The organism is Kushneria sp. AK178, from assembly GCF_053903105.1.
Genome location: NZ_CP096381.1, coordinates 1738061 through 1754373 on the forward strand (window position 1 = coordinate 1738061; position 16313 = coordinate 1754373).

A 16313-nucleotide genomic window follows, 5' to 3' on the forward strand; every position below is an offset into this window, starting at 1 on the left:
TGTAGTGTTGTTGTTGCTCCCCGAGCGCGTCAGGCTCTTGCTTCCTGTCATGCGCCTTGCGGAGTCTTTCATGCAACACGCTTCTTCTTCTGCCCCTGACGCTGGCTCTTCAGGGAATGGTTCCAATAACGACAGTGCGCTGGAAGACAACGTGCTCCATGCGTCATTGCGTGAGCATGTGCGGCGGCTCGGCGACAGCCTGGGACACACCATCGCCGATGATCTTGGGGACGACTTTGTTGATCAGATCGAAAAGATCCGGGCGCTGGCCAAGCAGGGGCGCAAGGATGGCGCTGCGCGCGCCGAGCTGATCGACTATCTGCGCAACCTGCCCGAAGAGCGCATGCTGCCGGTTACGCGTGCCTTCAATCAGTTCCTGAATCTGGCCAATCTGGCCGAGCAGCACTATCGCGGCCGCTTCCGCCGGGTCGAGGATTATCGTCCCGGCACTCAGCCGCGTCTGGACGATCTACTCGAGCGTCTGTCGCAGACAGGCCATGACGGTGACGCCCTGATCGAGCGCATTGCCTCGATGCGCATCGAGCTGGTCATGACGGCGCATCCGACCGAAGTGGTCAGACGCACCCTGATTCGCAAGTATGACGCCATCAATGCCTGTCTCGGCGACATCAACGGCAGCGAAGAGTATCCCGAGCGCCTGGAGCAGCTGCAGGGGCGTCTGAACGAGCTGGTCAGTCAGGCCTGGCATACCAGCGAAATACGCGCCGAGCGGCCGACGCCGGTGGATGAGGCGCGCTGGGGGCTGGCGGTGATCGAACAGTCGCTGTGGCAGGCCGTGCCGACCTTTTATCGCGAGCTGGATCAGCTGCTGCTGTCACGCGCAGGCCGCCGTCTGCCGCTGGATGCCGCGCCCATCCGGTTTGCCTCCTGGATGGGCGGGGACCGCGATGGCAACCCCAATGTGACCTCGGCCGTCACCCGCGAGGTGCTGCTGCTCGAGCGTCATCGTGCGGCTGAAAGCTTTCGCCGGGATGTCGAGCAGCTGCGCCTTGAGCTGTCGATGTGGAAGGCCACGCCGGCGCTGATCGAACTGGCCGGCGGTCCCTGTCCCGAGCCCTATCGCAAGGTGCTCAGCGACCTCGAACAGCGCCTGGCCGCTACCCGTGACAAGGCACAGATGATCTGGGAAGGGCACGGCTGGAGCGGTGAGCGGCCCACGGTCGACACGCGTGAAGCGCTTCAGGCCCCGCTGGAAGCCTGCTATCACTCGCTGATGGCCTGCGGTCTTGACGTGATCGCCAATGGCGCGCTGCTGGATACCCTGCGCCGGGTGGCCTGCTTTGGTACCACCATGACCCGTCTGGACATCCGTCAGGAGTCCACACGCCATACGCAGGTGTTTGAAGAGCTGACCCAATATCTGGGGCTGGGCAACTATGGCGAGTGGGATGAGGCGACCCGTCGTGACTTTCTGCTGAAGGAACTGGCGTCGCCGCGTCCACTGATTCCGGCGCAGTGGCCCTGTTCGGACGAGGTTCGCGAGGTGCTCGACACCTTCGAGGTAATCGGCTCCGAATACAGCGAGGCGCTGGGATCCTACGTCATCTCCATGGCCGGGCAGGCCAGCGATGTACTGGCCGTGGCACTGCTCATGAAGGCGGTGGGCGGCCGGGTCAATCTGCCCATCTCACCGCTGTTTGAAACCCTCGACGATCTCGACCGCGCCGGCCACGTGATCGATGACCTGCTGGGCATGGCGGAATACCGCGCACTGATCGATGCCCGTCAGGAAGTGATGATCGGCTACTCCGACTCGGCCAAGGATGCCGGACAGCTGGCGGCGGCCTGGGCGCAGTATCGTGCCCAGGAGCGCCTGGTGGATATCTGTCGGGAACACGACGTGACGCTGACGCTCTTCCACGGTCGTGGCGGCACGGTCGGCCGCGGCGGCGGTCCGGCGCATGCGGCCATTCTGTCCCAGCCGCCGGGATCGGTGCAGGGCAGCCTGCGGGTGACCGAACAGGGTGAGATGATCCGCTTCAAGTTCGGCCAGCCCCGTATTGCCGTGCGCTCCATGGAGATCTATCTCAGTGCGGTGCTGGAAGCAACGCTTCTGCCGCCGGTCGAGCCGAAGCAGGAATGGCGCGAGGAGATGGACCATCTGGCCAGGCGTGCCCACGAGGTCTACTCGGGCATCGTGCGGGAAGATCCGGCCTTTGTGCCCTATTTCCGCGCTGTGACGCCTGAAACGGCACTGTCCGGGCTGCCGCTGGGGTCTCGTCCGGCCAAGCGCCGTGCCACGGGCGGTGTCGAAACGCTCAGGGCCATTCCCTGGATCTTTGCCTGGACACAGACGCGTTTGATGCTGCCGGCATGGCTGGGCAGCGACGCTGCCTTTGCCGAGCGCAGTGACAGCGAAGAGGGTATGGCGCGGCTGCGCGAGATGATGAATGAATGGCCGTTTTTCGGCACCTTCCTGGATATGCTCGAGATGCTGCTGGCCAAGGCAGACGCCGACATCAACGCCTATTACGAGGAGCGTCTGATCGAGGATGACGACTCCCGTGCGCTGGGCAGTTCGCTGCGCGAACGTCTGGAGGGGCTCGAAAAAACGCTTTTGAACATTCGCGGACAGCGCCAGCTGCTGGAGCATGCGCCATTGATTCGTCAGGCAGTGGATGTGCGCAACCCCTATATCGATCCGCTGCACGGACTGCAGGCGGAGCTGTTGTATCGAAGCCGCCAGCTCGAAGGCGATATCTCGCCGGATCTGCAGCGTGCCCTGATGGTGACCATGGCCGGCATTTCGGCGGGGCTTCGCAATACCGGATAGAGAGGGTGCGCGTTTTGATGTCACAAATGACCAACAAAGAATTGTGCCATCGACCTTGAAAAGACAGCGTGGACACCTAATGTCTTACAGGACACACACGGAGCTGGTCCGCCACGCTTGGTGTGTCCTCAACTTTCATGGCGATTGCAGGGATTAGAGGCAGTCGCCGGTTTAAATCCGCTCAGCGAGCGAAAAAGGAGTTTGACCATGGCTTACAAGCTTCCCGAACTGCCCTATGCATTTGATGCACTCGAGCCGCACATCGATGCGCAGACGATGGAAATCCACCATGGCAAGCATCACAACACCTATGTGACCAACGCAAACGCCGCGCTGGAAAAACTCCCTGAAGATCTGGCCGGGCTCGAGGCATCCGAGCTGCTCAAGCAGCTGGATCGCGTTCCGGAAGAGCAGCGTACCGCTATCCGCAATAACGCCGGCGGTCATGCCAACCATTCGCTGTTCTGGGAAATCATGACGCCCAACGCGCAGGGGCTGAAGGAATTCCCCACGCTGATGAACGACATCGAAAAGACCTTCGGCAGCGTCGAAGCCTTTGCCGAGAAGTTCGAAACGGCTGCCAAGGGTCGCTTCGGTTCCGGCTGGGCATGGCTGGTGGTCAAAAACGGCAATCTGGAGATCATCTCCACTGCCAACCAGGACAGCCCGGTCGCCTCGCCGGCTTACGGCGGCTATGACGCCACGCCGATCCTGGGCGTCGATGTGTGGGAGCATGCCTACTATCTGAACTACCAGAACCGTCGCCCCGACTATCTCAAGGCGTTCTGGAACGTGGTCAACTGGGCAGAAGTCGAAAAGCGCTACAACGCCGCCAAATAAGCGCGTCGTGCGCTGACAGGACTTCCTGTCTGCCACCCGCATCAGCGTACGCTGATGCGGGTTTTTTTTTGGGCCGGGCATGGCCCTCGCCACGCTACTGTCCCGTATTGCGACCTTTCGAAGTGCGTCGCCCGGTGCTCCTGCGCGCGCTGGACGCCGTACGCCGGGGGCTTTTTTTGCCGCGGCCGGAGGCGTTCCTTTTTCCGGGGGTGGCTGCCGGCTGTTCCCCGCCTGCCTGTTGCATGGCCTGCTTCAGACGTCCGGCATCGACATCCCCGACCAGGGTTTTCAATTCGCCGGCCATGTCATCGAGAAAGGCTTCCAGGCTATCACTGCCTTCCCGCACCCGGGACAAACGCTGCTCCCAGAGTGCCGTTCGCTCGGGGCCGGAAAGGCTCTCGGGCAGGGCGTCGATCAGTCCGCGCCCGCGTTGGGTAGCGCGAATGGCACCCGATTGCCGATGGATATACGCCCGCGTCAAGAGTGTTTCGATCATGCTGGCCCGTGTGGCCTCGTTCCCCAGGCCGTCCGTTTCCCTGAGCGTGGCCCGCACGGTGTCATCGGTCACGTAACGCGCCACATGGGTCATGGCATTGATCAGACTGGCATCGGTAAAGGGGTCGGGCGGGCGTGTCTGGCGCGTCTGCACCTCGCACGCGGTGACGCGGGCATCATCCCCCCGGGTCATGGCCGGCAGGATGGCATCCTCATCGGGGGCGTTGAACAGCGCGCGCCAACCCACCTGAAGGATTTCGCGCCCCCTGGTCATGAAGGCCTCGTCAAGCGCTTTTAGCGTGACGCGGGTATCCCGGTACTCAAAGGGTGGGTAAAACTGGGCCAGCACATTGCGTATTACCAGGGTGTAGACGTTTTGCTCCTCCCGGCTCAGCGTCTGCCAGCGCGGTGACTGTCCGGTGGGCGCGATGGCGTGGTGCGCCCCGATCTGCTTGTCATTGAAGGCGCGCGACACCCGGGTGGTGTCGATGCCGCCATGCCATTGCTGGAGCGTGTCATCGCCCTGACAGGCGTGGCGCAGCGTGGTGTCGATGCCCTTGAGATAGTCTCGTGGCAGGTAGCGACAGTCCGAGCGCGGATAGGTGATCAGGCGATGTCTTTCATACAGTCGCTGGGCACAGTCGAGTACCGATTGCGCCGACATTTTATAGCGTCTGGCGGCATCGATCTGAAGCGTCGACAGCGAGTAGGGCAGTGGCGCGTTCTGGCGCTGTTCCTTTTGTTCGACGTCCCGGACGGTGGCAGGCTGCCCCGGTAGCCTTGCGGCCAGTGCTCGAGCGGGGGCAGGGTCCAGCAGGCGGCCCTGATCATCCATGCGGTGCTGTTCGCCCGGCTGCCACCAGGCGCGCACGGTGCCTTCCCGGGTCGCAAAATCGGCCCATAGCGGATAGAAGTCCACCGGCTGAAAGTTTTCGATGGTTCGATCGCGCCGCACGATCAGTCCCAGCAGCGGTGTCTGCACCCGGCCGATGGAAAGCACGCCCTTGAGTCCCGCCTGCTGGCCCGTCACCGTCCAGGCTCGGGTCAGGTTGATGCCATACAGCCAGTCCGCTCGCGAGCGGGTCAGCGCCGCTCGGTAAAGCGACTGAAAGCGGGCATTGTCCTCGAGCGCCTGCCAGGCCCGCTTGATGGCGGGCGTGTTCATGTCGCTGATCAAAAGCCGGTCAATGGGGCCCTTCCAGCCCAGATATTCGATGGTTTCCTGAACGAGCAGCTGGCCTTCGCGGTCGGGGTCGCCGGCGTGAATGACCCTGTCGGCGGACTTGATCAGGCGGCGCAGGATGCTCAGCTGGCCGCGCGCCTTCGGCCGGGGCGCCAGTTTCCATTGCGAGGGAGTAATGGGCAGATCGTCCAGTCGCCAGCGCTTGAAACGCTCGTCGTAGACCTCGGGGGCCGCCTGCTCGAGTAGATGGCCAAAGCACCAGCTGACCGTGATATCAGCGCCCTGCAGTGCCCCTTCCGTCTGGCTGAAGCGTCCGGGCAGGGCGGTGGCAATGGCGCGGCCCAGCGAGGGTTTTTCGGCGATAATCAGCTGCATGACGTCAGTTCAGTGCTCGTTTGGCCTTGATCAGCGCCCGGTACCAGCGTCTGGGGATACTGCCGATGCCGGCAGGACGCTGGCTGAGCAGGCTGACATTGCGATGGGCGGTCTGATCGATATTGGAAAGAATGTTGAGCGTCGAGGCGCGGGCGCCGTATTGACGAATCAGAAAGTTGATCGCTTCGGGTTCCAGTGCGACCCGGTAGTGGCGTACCAGGGCGATGGCCAGCGATTCGGCGCTGCGTGACAGGTCATCATTGATCTCGTTGACCATGGCCGCACCCAGTGCCGCCTTGGCCGCGGCCGACAGGTCCGGCTCCAGATGGCCGAAGTAGGCGGCGTTGGTGGCGTTGATGGCGCGCTGTACTTCCGGGCGCGACAGATGGATGTGCGGCTCGAGGGCGAGGGCAATCTCGATGGCCAGATGCTTGGCCATCCCGATATCGCTGCCGTCGGCGGCACTGCCGCGGGCATGGTCATGCTGAAAGGCGCGCTCGCGGTCGGCCCGCGTATCGTTGAGATAGCGCGCCAGGTGACGACAGACGCGGGCCTTTTCGCCATCGGTCAGGGCAATATGGTTTTCGTGAATGCGCAGCCCGCGCTTGCCCGGCCCGACCTGCAGATGCGTGGCCTTGTCATTCATCCGCTCGGTAATGGCTTCCCAGCGCTGGGAGTGGCGAATCAGGGTGGCGTGACTGCGGGCGATCTGGCCGTGGTTTTCCTGCACGCTCTTGAACAGCTTCAGGGCGTTGGTCAGGATCTCGGCGCGCTCCTGCAGCTCCTGACGCAGATCGCCGCGGCCCTGCTGGACGCCGCTGGCCAGATGCTCGATCTGTTCGGCTAGTGCATCCATGGCCTGGCGACAGCGCGCCGTCAAAGTTTCGGCGCGAAGCCCCGCGGCGGCATCTTCGACCAGCGTGCCCGACTGTTCGGCCAGATAGACGGTCAACGCCTTGAGGCGTGACAGGCCGGTGGCCTGCTGAATGCGATAGCGAGAGCGCGTCTGCTCAAGGGCGTCGAGCGCTCGTGCCAGCTCCCACCGACCGCGGTACTCGAATGTCAGCATGGGGATGCGACGGCCGCAGAGCAGCTCGAATGCCAGGATGATCATCTCCTCGACATCCTGCAGCGTCATGAGCAGCGCGTTGTCCTGCTCGATGGCGGCCAGCACGCGTTCGATGAAATTTTCATCCCGATGCACCCCCTGGTGCAGGTCGGGCGCTCGTCCGGCAAACCGGTCACGCAGCAGTGAGATGGCCTCGGGGGCCACATCGGCCAGCTCGTTGAGACGTGGGTCGATATGCTCACGATGCAGGGCAACCAGGTCACGAATACGTGATTGCATGCCGATCCGTCGGTAGATATCGATCTGGGCAATGCGTCGGGCGCTCTTCCGGTCATCAAGCAGCTCCAGTGCGGCCAGCTCCACGCCCTCGGGCGAGAGATCATGCTTGCGCAGCAGCATTGCCGCAGCCTCGCGACGGCGGGCATCGCCTTCAAGGCTTTCAACGATCAGGTTGCGAGTGACCAGCACCAGCTCCGGCAGGGTATCCAGCACCTGGGAAACCCGGGCCGCGGCCCGCTCATGCTTGCGCCCCCGGGTCAGATGGTGTGCAAAGTTGGCGATGATACCGGCAAGGCCCGTAATCAGGGCGTAGCTGATGAAGAACACATAGTTCTCCATCGACGGCCCGCGGCCATAGCCCAGCAGATAACCAACCCAGGCCCCCAGCAGGGTGACGGGGCCGCTGACCCAGAGAATCTGCATGGTGCTGTTGGTCCAGGGGACCTTGTCCATCGCCTGGGTAATGCGACGGATACGGTCGCGGCCTTCACGCTCAAGGCGAACCCGGGGCTCATCAGGGTTCTGGCGTCGGCGAAACGGTAAGCGGACTGAGAACAAGCGGGGATTTCCGGAACTAGAGTAGACGTAGTGAATGCAGGTGTTGCGTCAGAGAATGGGCAGCAGGTACTGCTGATCGCTGATGGGGCATCAGGGTAACATGAGGGCGTTATCATGAGACGCATGCCGTCAGCGTGCTAGCATAAGCGTGATCATGGTGGAGGAACAATATGCTGGCAGCCTGGGTGGACCAACTCCTTGGGTTTTCGACGGGAGCGCTTGATGCCATACGTCGCGATGAGCGTTACCCCTCACTGATGGGCTGGGCGAGACAGGAAGGGGCCGAGCTGCTGGGCAAGGACGTGGCACTGGCCCAGGCGCTGGCGCCGGTGCTATGGAACCAGATGCCGCTCCAGCGCCTCGGCTTTCGGATCGAAACGCTGGCCATGCCGACTCCTCGGGAGCCGTGCTGGTGCGACTCCGGCAAGCGCTACGGCGACTGCTGTGCCCGCGTCACGCTGCCGGGTCAGGTACCGCCGCATCTGATGTGGATGCTGCTGTTGCAGCGCCTCAAGGGCAAGGAGCTGCATGAGGCGCTGGCCTCCGGCCATGTGCCGGCACAGGCGCTGCTCGAGGCCGGCATCGTCAGTGCCGAGGGTGGCCAGCCGGGGCGGGCTCAGAGCATCCTTGAAGCGCTTTTCAACGGTCCGGACTGGCAAGGACTGCCTCAGGAGAGCGAACCCGCTTTCGAGCTTTTGAGCGATCTGTATCAGGAGCGCGGCTTTACCCGCAAAAGAGCTGCATTAATGGACAGCGCCGTCGAGCATGGCCCCGACTTCCTGCGCGGCGCGGCCCTGAAGCGGCTGTGTCTGCGATACATGGACAGTGATGATCTGCCCAGCGCCCGCGAAACCTTTATTCGAACCCTGGAGGTCATGCCCAACGAGCCGGCGTTGGCCTATCTCGAAAGCATGCTGCTGCTGCATGAGGGCTGCCCCGAGCAGGCGCGTGCGCGGGCCGATTTCTGGCGCCGCCGGCTTGTTCATCGCAGTGATCTTGACGACGACCAGCAGGCATTTCTCGAGCAGCTGGCGGATGACCCCGAGGCCACGCTGGCCGAGCAGATGATTTACGCGGACGAGGAGCTGGCCGAGCCGCTGGATACCCTGACCCGGCTATTGCAGGAGGTTTCCAGCACCTCGCGGCTTTCGCTGTCGATCAATGCGGATGGACGGCTCGAGTATCAGCAGGGCGATCTGGAGAACGCCCGCTACCAGATGTGGCGACAGCACTTTACGACCGATAACGAAGAAGCCCCCGGCAGCGGGTTTCAGGGAGACCCTTGGTTTGATGCCCGGCCCTGGCTTGACGCGCTGTGTCTTCACCCTGAATGGCTGACGACGCCGGCCATTCTGCAGGAGCTGGCCATGGCGCTGGCAGGGCGTTTCGGCAATCTTCCGTGGATGTTCGAGTCTGTCTTTGCTCCCCTGGCCCGGCGTTTTGAAGACTGGCTGGTGGCGATCGAGGCGGCCGATACCCCCTTTGTGTGGGCCGATGGCGATAACCATGTTCTGTTTCGGCTCGGGCTCGGGCTGATCATCGGTATGGAACGCGGGGCACGTGAACAATCAAGGCAGCTGGCCGAGCGTCTGATTCGGCTCGACGGTGAAGACCGCATGGGGCTGCGCGAGCTGCTGCTGGAGCAGCTTTTGAGTGATGGCCAGAATGACCGGGCGCTGAGCCTTATCGAAGAGATCGAGCAGGACTGGGGCGATGGCGAGAGCTGGCTCGGGCTGCTGCTGGGCAAGGCACTGGCCCTTTACCGGCTGGCACGGCTTGATGAAGCCCGTCAGGCGCTGATCATGATCGAGCGGGCCAACCCCTGGATGCTCAAGCTGCTGGTGCGTGATAACCCCAGGCGTGAACCCGTCACCGGTCATTCACCGCTTCCCGGTTCACGAGCCGAGGCCTGGCAGTACCGGGTGCTCATGCGCCCCCACTGGGTGGCGACCCAGGGGGCGCTTCGATGGGTGGACGCCAGACTGCGGGCAAGCGTCGAGTAGCGCCACGGCCGTCCATGCCTCGCTACCGGGGCGTGTCGGCTATTGCCGGTTGGGCAGGAACACCCACATCTGCCCGGGCTGCTTCATGCGCCCGGCATTGAGACTGGCCTCGTCGCCGTGGCCCCAGAAGAAGTCCGCGCGCACTGTACCCTTGATGGCACTGCCCGTGTCCTGCGCCAGCATCAGACGCTGCATGCGCTGGTTGGACAGCGGTCGCGTAGTGGACAAAAAGACCGGCGCTCCCAGCGGGACCTTGTCGGGGTCGATGGCGATGCTGCGCTCCGGCGTCAATGGAACGCCCTGCGCTCCGATCGGGCCGTCGCTGCTCTTGTGACTGCTGTCGAGCTCCCTGAAAAAGACGAATCGCGGGTTGACGTTGAGCATCTCCTGCACCCGACCGGGATTGGCGTTGGCCCAGGCCTTGATACCCGGCAGGGTGGCCTGCGCCGGGGTGATTTCGCCATTGTCCAGAAGCCAGCGCGCAAAGGACTGAAAGGGCTGGTCGTTGGCGCCGGCGAAGCCTACCCGCATTTCGCCACCCTCTGCCAGGTTGATGCGTCCCGACCCCTGAATCTGCAGGAAAGCGGCCTCTACCGGATCATCCACCCAGACCAGTTCGCGGCCACGCAGTACGCCACTGCTGATCAGCTGGCTGCGGCTGGCGGCCATCAGGCTGCTGTCGCCCACGTTGCGATAAAGCGGTACCTGATAGGGGCCGTGACGCGTACGAGAGCCTTGAAGCACGGGTTCGTAATAGCCGGTAATGGTGCCCACCGTCGACCCATCGCTATTGATCAGGGTGAAGGGGGTAAAGCGTTGCTCGAAATAGCGCCGGATGGCGCGGCTGTCCAGCGGGTCGACGTGGCGAGCATCATTGCAGACCGAGGCCCAGTCCGGTTTGCGCGCGAGTTTTTCACAGCTGGTTCGAAAGGCGCTCCAGGCACTCAGCAGATTGTCGTCGTGCCAGCCGGGCAGTTGCTGCCAGCTGGTGGGCTGCATGGGGCGCTGATCGCTGGAGTAGTGCGGTGTTCCGGCCGGCTGAAATCCGGACTGGCCGGTCGAGCAGGCCGTCAGAAACACGCCGGCCAGCAGTATGCCGGCGCACTGGTGCATGATGCGAGCCAGAGAGGGAAGGCCCCGGGGACGACACATGGCGATGGATACAAAAGGCAAGATCAGGGTCTCTTCAAGTGGCGCGGCCCGAGGGGCCGGCGCCCGTGTCACGGAAAAAATGCAAAGCAGTATCACTGTCGGGGAGGGTCGGTGATATCGCGCCACTGGCGAAAATACCAGAGGATCATGAGCCCCGGAATAGCGGCCAGCGTACAGATCAGAAAGAAGCCGTCCCATCCCACGGCCTCCGACAGGATGCCGCCCGGCGCCGAGATCACGACCCTGGGCAGGCCCATGATCGAGGAGAGCAGGGCATACTGACCGGCGGTAAAGCGCTTGTCGGTGAGCGCGGCCATGAACGCCAGAAAGGCGGCAGTGCCCATGCCGGCGGCGGCATTTTCAAAGCTGACGACTGCTGCCAGTGCCGTAATCGAATGCCCCACATGGTTAAGCCAGATAAATCCGGCGGTGGAGATCATCTGCAATAGTCCGAACCACCACAGCGAGCGGTAGATGCCGATGCGCAGGATGACCAGCCCCCCCAGGAAAATACCGCCCAGCAGCGGCCAGAAGCCGAAAATCTTGACCGTGGCGCCGATCTCGGCGTTGGAAAATCCCAGCGACTTGTAAAAGGGCGTGGTCAGATTGCCGGCGACCGAGTCTCCCAGCTTGTAGAGAAGAATGAAAAGCAGCAGCCAGAGGGCGCCGGGGCGCGTCAGGAAGTTGCGAATGGGATCCAGAAAGGTGTCCCGCCAGTTCTGTGACTGTATGGGGCGCTGCGCGTCGGGCTCGGGCACCAGAAGCGTGACGACCATGCAGGCCCCCAGCAGGGCGGCCATGGTCAGGTAGGTGGCACGAAAGCCAATGCTGTCAGCCAGCATCAGTCCGCCGCCGGAGGCAAACAGCATGCCGGTACGATAGCCATAGGTATAGAGACTGGAACCGATGCCGAGCTCCTTCTCGGGCAGGTGCTCGCGGCGATAGGCGTCGATGACGACGTCCTGGGTGGCACTGAAAAAGCTGATGCCCAGCGCCACGATGCCGACGGTCAGGGGCGCAAGACCCGGGTCGGAAAGGGCCAGCAATACAATCAGGGAGGTCAAAAGCAGCTGTGTCAGCAATAGCCATCCGCGTCGTCTGCCCAGAAAGGGCAGTTCGAAACGGTCCAGCAAAGGGGCCCAGAGAAACTTGAGGGTGTAGGGAATGCCTATGAGCGCCAGCAGGCCGACCGCATCCAGAGCGACGCCGGCATCGGTCATCCAGGCCTGAAGGACACTGCCCGTCAGCAGCAGCGGCAGGCCTGACGCCAGCCCCATCAGGAACGTGATACCATGGCGCGCAACGGCGGCCCGGGCTGTAGCAATCGAAGTCAACGGTCTTATCCAGAAGTCGCGGGCATTTGAATGGCGCGCCGATTCTCTCAGACCGCTGCGCCCACGGCTACTGACCGGGGGTGGTTTTCATGACGGCAACAGAGCCCGAGGGGCTACGCTGGTATGGCGTTCAGTGCAAGTCGGGGGATTCCTTCCGTGCCGTCGAACATCTGCGCCATCAGGGGTACACGGTCTTTCATCCGGTGATACAGCGGGAAAACGCCAGCGCCACAAAACCATCCGGGTCGTCGAGCCCCTGTTCCCATGGTATCTCTTTATCCGCATGAATCGGTTACAAAATAACTGAGCGCCCGTTCGTTCGACACGCGGGGTGGTCAAGCTGCTTGCCTTTGGCCGGGAGCCGGTACCTGTTCCGGACGTGCTTATCGATATGCTGCGTCAGCAGTCAGCAGTCAGCAGTCAGCAGTCAGCAATCAGCCGGCGGCGTCCCGGGCGTATCGGTTCAGCGCGGGCGAGCGCATCGAGATCACCAAGGGCCCCTTCAGGGCGCTGGAAGGGGTTTTTTATGGCAAGGGAGAGGAGCGGGTCATTGTGATGCTCAACATCCTGCAGCGAGAGCATCGGGTTACGGTGGCGCGGGGCAGACCAGGGTGTCGCAACAACACTGAGCCCTTGGCGTGTGGCGTGTGGCGTGTGGCGTGTGGCGTTTGGCGTGTGGCCGGGGTCAGCCATCAACCCACCAGCGGTTGTCCCAGCGCGCCATGACCTGTTCCGGGTAGCGCGTCTTGCCGAGGCTGCCGTTATAGCGCGCCAGAGCGCGGGTCACATCACCCTTTTCGACCTTGAGATACCACGCCAGAATCGTACAGCCGTAGCGCAGGTTGGTGTCGGGGTCGAAAAGATCGTCGTCTGCTCGGCCAATCTCCTTTTTCCAGAAGGGCATGACCTGCATGAGCCCCTCGGCGCCGGCACTCGAGATTGCCTTCGGGGCAAAGCGGCTTTCGACGTCGATGACCGAGAGCACCAGCTGCAGATCCAGCGAGGCGCGCAGCGCTTCCCGCTGAATGCTTTCCAGCAGGGCGAGCCGCCGGGACGTCTCGGCAATATAGGGCATCAGGCGCCGGTTCATGTCGGTTAGCCAGACCTCGGCCTCGAAATGATCCTCAAAGTGCTGATCATTTGATACGGCGCTCGAGAGCTGGCGGATCAGGCGGGCCGACACGTGCTGCTCCGGGACGGCAGCGGCCAGTGCGGTGGATGCAAAAAGGGCGCCTGTCATCAGACAGGCGCCCAGAAGACATGCTTGAAGGCCGGCCTCAGGCCAGCTTTTGACGGATAAACTCGATGGCCTCCTGTTGCGCCACCATTGTGATATCGTCGTCACGTCTTCCCTTGTACTCCAGTTCACCATTTTTAAGGCCGCGATCGCCGATGACGATACGATGCGGAATGCCGATCAGTTCAAGGTCGGCAAACTTGACGCCGGGGCGCTCGTCGCGATCATCCAGCAGGACTTCGATGCCTGCTTCATTGAAGGCGTTGTAAAGGCGCTCGGCCTCATCGCGAACGGCCTGCGACTTGTGTGCGTTCATGGGCACCAGCGCCACCTGATAGGGGGCCAGGCTGGCGGGCAGGGCGATACCGCGCTCATCGTGGTTCTGCTCGATGGCGGCTGCCACTACCCGACTGACGCCGATGCCGTAACATCCCATCTGCAGCGGTACATTGTTGCCGTTTTCATCGAGTACGGTGGCGCCCAGTGCTTCGGAGTACTTCGTGCCGAGCTGGAAGACGTGACCGACTTCAATGCCGCGGGCAATGGAGAGTGTTCCCTGGCCATCCGGTGGCGGGTCGCCGGCGACGACGTCGCGGATATCGGCCACCATCGGCAGGGGCAGATCGCGCTCCCAGTTGATGCCAAAAAGGTGCTTGTCATCGCGATTGGCACCGGCACCGAAATCACTCATGACCGCCACGCTGCGATCGATGATCAGCGGTATCTCAAGGCCGACCGGGCCGAGCGAACCGGGACCTGCGCCGACGGCCTCGCGAATCTCTTCTTCACTGGCCATGACCAGCGGCGACGCCACCTGAGCCAGATGCAGCGCCTTGACCTCGTTGAGCTGATGGTCACCGCGCACCATGAGTGCCACCAGGCCGCCGTCAGCACCATGAACGATCAGTGTCTTGACGGTCTTTTCAATCGGCAGCCCGTGCTTTTCCACCAGGGCTGCAATGGTTTTGACATTCGGTGTATCGACCTCATACATGCTTTCTTGAGGGGCCGCACGTTCCTGACGCTCGGGCAGTGCTTCCGCCTTTTCGATGTTGGCGGCATAGTCGGAGCCCGTCGAAAAGATAACGGCATCCTCGCCGGAGTCGGCCAGCACGTGGAACTCGTGAGAGGCGCTGCCGCCGATTTCACCGTTGTCGGCCTGAACCGCGCGGAAATCGAGTCCCAGTCGAGTAAAGATGCGAACATAGGCGTCATACATCTTCTGATAGGAAACTGCCATCGCTTCCTGGCTGAGATCGAACGAGTAGGAATCCTTCATGATGAACTCTCGCGCGCGCATGACGCCAAAGCGGGGGCGGGTTTCATCGCGAAACTTGGTCTGAATCTGGTAGAAGTTGCAGGGCAGCTGGCGGTAGGAGCGCACCTCATTGCGGACCAGATCGGTAATGACCTCTTCATGGGTCGGGCCATAGCAGAAGTCACGATCGTGACGGTCTCGCAGACGAAGCAGCAGGTTGCCGTACTGGTCCCAGCGGCCCGACTCCTGCCAGAGTTCGGCAGGCTGCACCGCGGGCATCAACACTTCCTGGGCGCCGGCGCGGTCCATTTCCTCGCGCACGATCCGCTCTACCTTTCGCAGCGTCCGCAGCCCCAGAGGCAGCCAGGTGTAAAGGCCCGAGGCCAGTTTTCGAATCATGCCGGCACGCAGCATCAGTTGGTGACTGACGATTTCAGCGTTGGCGGGCGTTTCCTTGAGCGTGGATAGCAGCAGTTGACTGGCGCGCATGAACCGAATATTTCCCTTGAGCCGGATGAAATGAACCGCATTGTACGAGCATTCGTTGCCTGTCGGCAAAAGACGTTTCCCGCAGCCGACAATGATGGTATGTGTTCATCAGGGCTGCGCATTCAGACAGGCAGATTGTCATTAAACGATAACAGGCGGGGGGCAGTATGCAGCGTCGATGGGGCGGTGTTGTGATGACCGTGGTGATACTGGTGGTCTCGGGGTGTGCGGGACGCAATGATACGGAGTTTGTCTGGCAGCCTCCCCGGGTCAACGACCAGGGAACCCAGGCGGGGCAGCGGGCCTGCATGCCCGGGCCCGATGGTCCCAGCAGCTGTAACCGATAAATCTGTCGACATAAAAAACGGCACCCGAAGGTGCCGTTTTGTCAGAGTCACTTGAGTGAGTCTGATTAGAACTGGACGCCGACAGACGCCATGGCAGCATCGATCTTGTAATCGCTGTCCAGGTCGTAGCGAGTGTACTCGGCGCGAGCGAAGACCGGAACGGTTTCGAACTGGTACTTCAGGCCCAGACCGTAAACCGGGTCGGTGCCGTATTCGTTGCTGGCCGGGCCGCTCTGCGCATTGGCCTTCCAGTAGGCAGCGCCAACGCGTGCATAGCCGGAAACACCGTAGAACAGCGGCAGTTCACCGATAGCGCTCAGGCTGTAGGTCTTGGTCTGGTAGTTGCCGCTACCCTGATCAGAGGTGTAATCAATGTCGCCCAGATCGGCGTAGTTGATCTCGGTGGAGAACCAGTCGTTGAACTTGTAACCAACGAAAGCGCTCTGAGCAGTGTCGTTGTTGTCAGTGATGCGATCGCCGGTCTGAGTGCCACTGCTGAAGCTGCTGATATCGGCATCATGGACCTGAGCACTACCCGCACCAACACCCGAATAGATGCCGGTGCTGGTGTCAGCCATGGCCATCGGCGCGACTGCCAGAGAGGAAGCGAACAGCGGTGCAGCGAAAAGTGCGACTTTTTTCATGATGATCTCCTTGCATGAAACCTTTGTTGACTGGAGCGTCCTGCTCCAGAATCAAAATCGATTAAGTGAGCTGTTATTACTCGAACAGTGTTTTCAAAAACATTTTTAGCATGAGAATCGGTTCACGTAAAGATTAAAATGCATTAACGACTTCAATGAAGTTGGTTGCAAAACTCTTTACCCGAGAAGGGCCGACAGTATAGCAACAGTCTGCCCTTTCGCCCTGCGCCGACCAATATTTAGTGTTCGAGTGACG

11 protein-coding genes are annotated in these 16313 nt (G+C 62.0%); 4 read left to right on the forward strand and 7 right to left on the reverse strand.

The genetic code is table 11. The features are described from left to right. Nucleotides 1-70 precede the first annotated feature (70 nt). Together ppc and M1D97_RS07795 are read left to right on the forward strand one after the other, a co-directional pair. On the forward strand, nucleotides 71-2794 hold the full coding sequence (gene ppc, locus M1D97_RS07790; RefSeq protein ID WP_456267182.1) for a phosphoenolpyruvate carboxylase: 2724 nt from the start codon (nucleotides 71-73) through the stop codon (nucleotides 2792-2794). 207 nt (nucleotides 2795-3001) lie between these two features. Further along, nucleotides 3002-3634 (forward strand): superoxide dismutase, encoded by a 633-nt coding sequence (locus M1D97_RS07795; RefSeq protein WP_456267183.1) that lies wholly within the window; start codon nucleotides 3002-3004, stop codon nucleotides 3632-3634. A 94-nt stretch (nucleotides 3635-3728) separates the two neighbouring features. Here M1D97_RS07795 and M1D97_RS07800 read toward each other — a convergent pair whose 3' ends face one another. Further along, entirely contained in the window at nucleotides 3729-5687 is a 1959-nt protein-coding gene (locus tag M1D97_RS07800; RefSeq protein ID WP_456267184.1) for a DNA topoisomerase III, read from the reverse strand. Nucleotides 5688-5691: 4 nt separating this feature from the next. Then, a complete protein-coding gene (locus tag M1D97_RS07805; RefSeq protein WP_456267185.1) occupies nucleotides 5692-7593 on the reverse strand; it encodes a hypothetical protein in 1902 nt (633 codons plus the stop codon). A 170-nt stretch (nucleotides 7594-7763) separates the two neighbouring features. On the opposite strand from M1D97_RS07805, the gene M1D97_RS07810 reads away from it, so the two are divergent. Then, nucleotides 7764-9596 carry an SEC-C metal-binding domain-containing protein gene (locus M1D97_RS07810; RefSeq protein ID WP_456267186.1) on the forward strand — a complete coding sequence of 611 codons (1833 nt, stop codon included), beginning with the start codon at nucleotides 7764-7766 and terminating at the stop codon, nucleotides 9594-9596. 39 nt (nucleotides 9597-9635) lie between these two features. Here M1D97_RS07810 and mltA read toward each other — a convergent pair whose 3' ends face one another. Then, nucleotides 9636-10769, reverse strand: a complete 1134-nt coding sequence (gene mltA, locus M1D97_RS07815) for a murein transglycosylase A (RefSeq protein ID WP_456267187.1) — start codon at nucleotides 10767-10769, stop codon at nucleotides 9636-9638. Nucleotides 10770-10840: 71 nt separating this feature from the next. Then, nucleotides 10841-12082 (reverse strand): AmpG family muropeptide MFS transporter, encoded by a 1242-nt coding sequence (locus M1D97_RS07820; protein WP_456267188.1) that lies wholly within the window; start codon nucleotides 12080-12082, stop codon nucleotides 10841-10843. A gap of 89 nt (nucleotides 12083-12171) precedes the next feature. Between M1D97_RS07820 and M1D97_RS07825 the strand changes: the two genes are divergently transcribed. Beyond that, nucleotides 12172-12369, forward strand: coding sequence for a transcription termination/antitermination NusG family protein (locus M1D97_RS07825; protein WP_456267189.1), 198 nt, complete (start codon nucleotides 12172-12174; stop codon nucleotides 12367-12369). A 398-nt stretch (nucleotides 12370-12767) separates the two neighbouring features. On the opposite strand, the gene M1D97_RS07830 is transcribed toward M1D97_RS07825, so the two are convergent. From M1D97_RS07830 to M1D97_RS07840, 3 genes are all read right to left on the reverse strand, one after another. Continuing rightward, on the reverse strand, nucleotides 12768-13322 hold the full coding sequence (locus M1D97_RS07830; RefSeq protein WP_456267190.1) for a transglycosylase SLT domain-containing protein: 555 nt from the start codon (nucleotides 13320-13322) through the stop codon (nucleotides 12768-12770). 37 nt (nucleotides 13323-13359) lie between these two features. Then, a complete protein-coding gene (locus M1D97_RS07835) occupies nucleotides 13360-15066 on the reverse strand; it encodes a proline--tRNA ligase (protein ID WP_456267191.1) in 1707 nt (568 codons plus the stop codon). Nucleotides 15067-15478: 412 nt separating this feature from the next. Then, the gene (locus M1D97_RS07840) at nucleotides 15479-16057 is read right to left on the reverse strand and encodes an outer membrane beta-barrel protein (protein WP_456267192.1); all 579 of its coding nucleotides are present in this window, start codon (nucleotides 16055-16057) and stop codon (nucleotides 15479-15481) included. Between the last annotated feature and the right edge of the window lie 256 nt (nucleotides 16058-16313).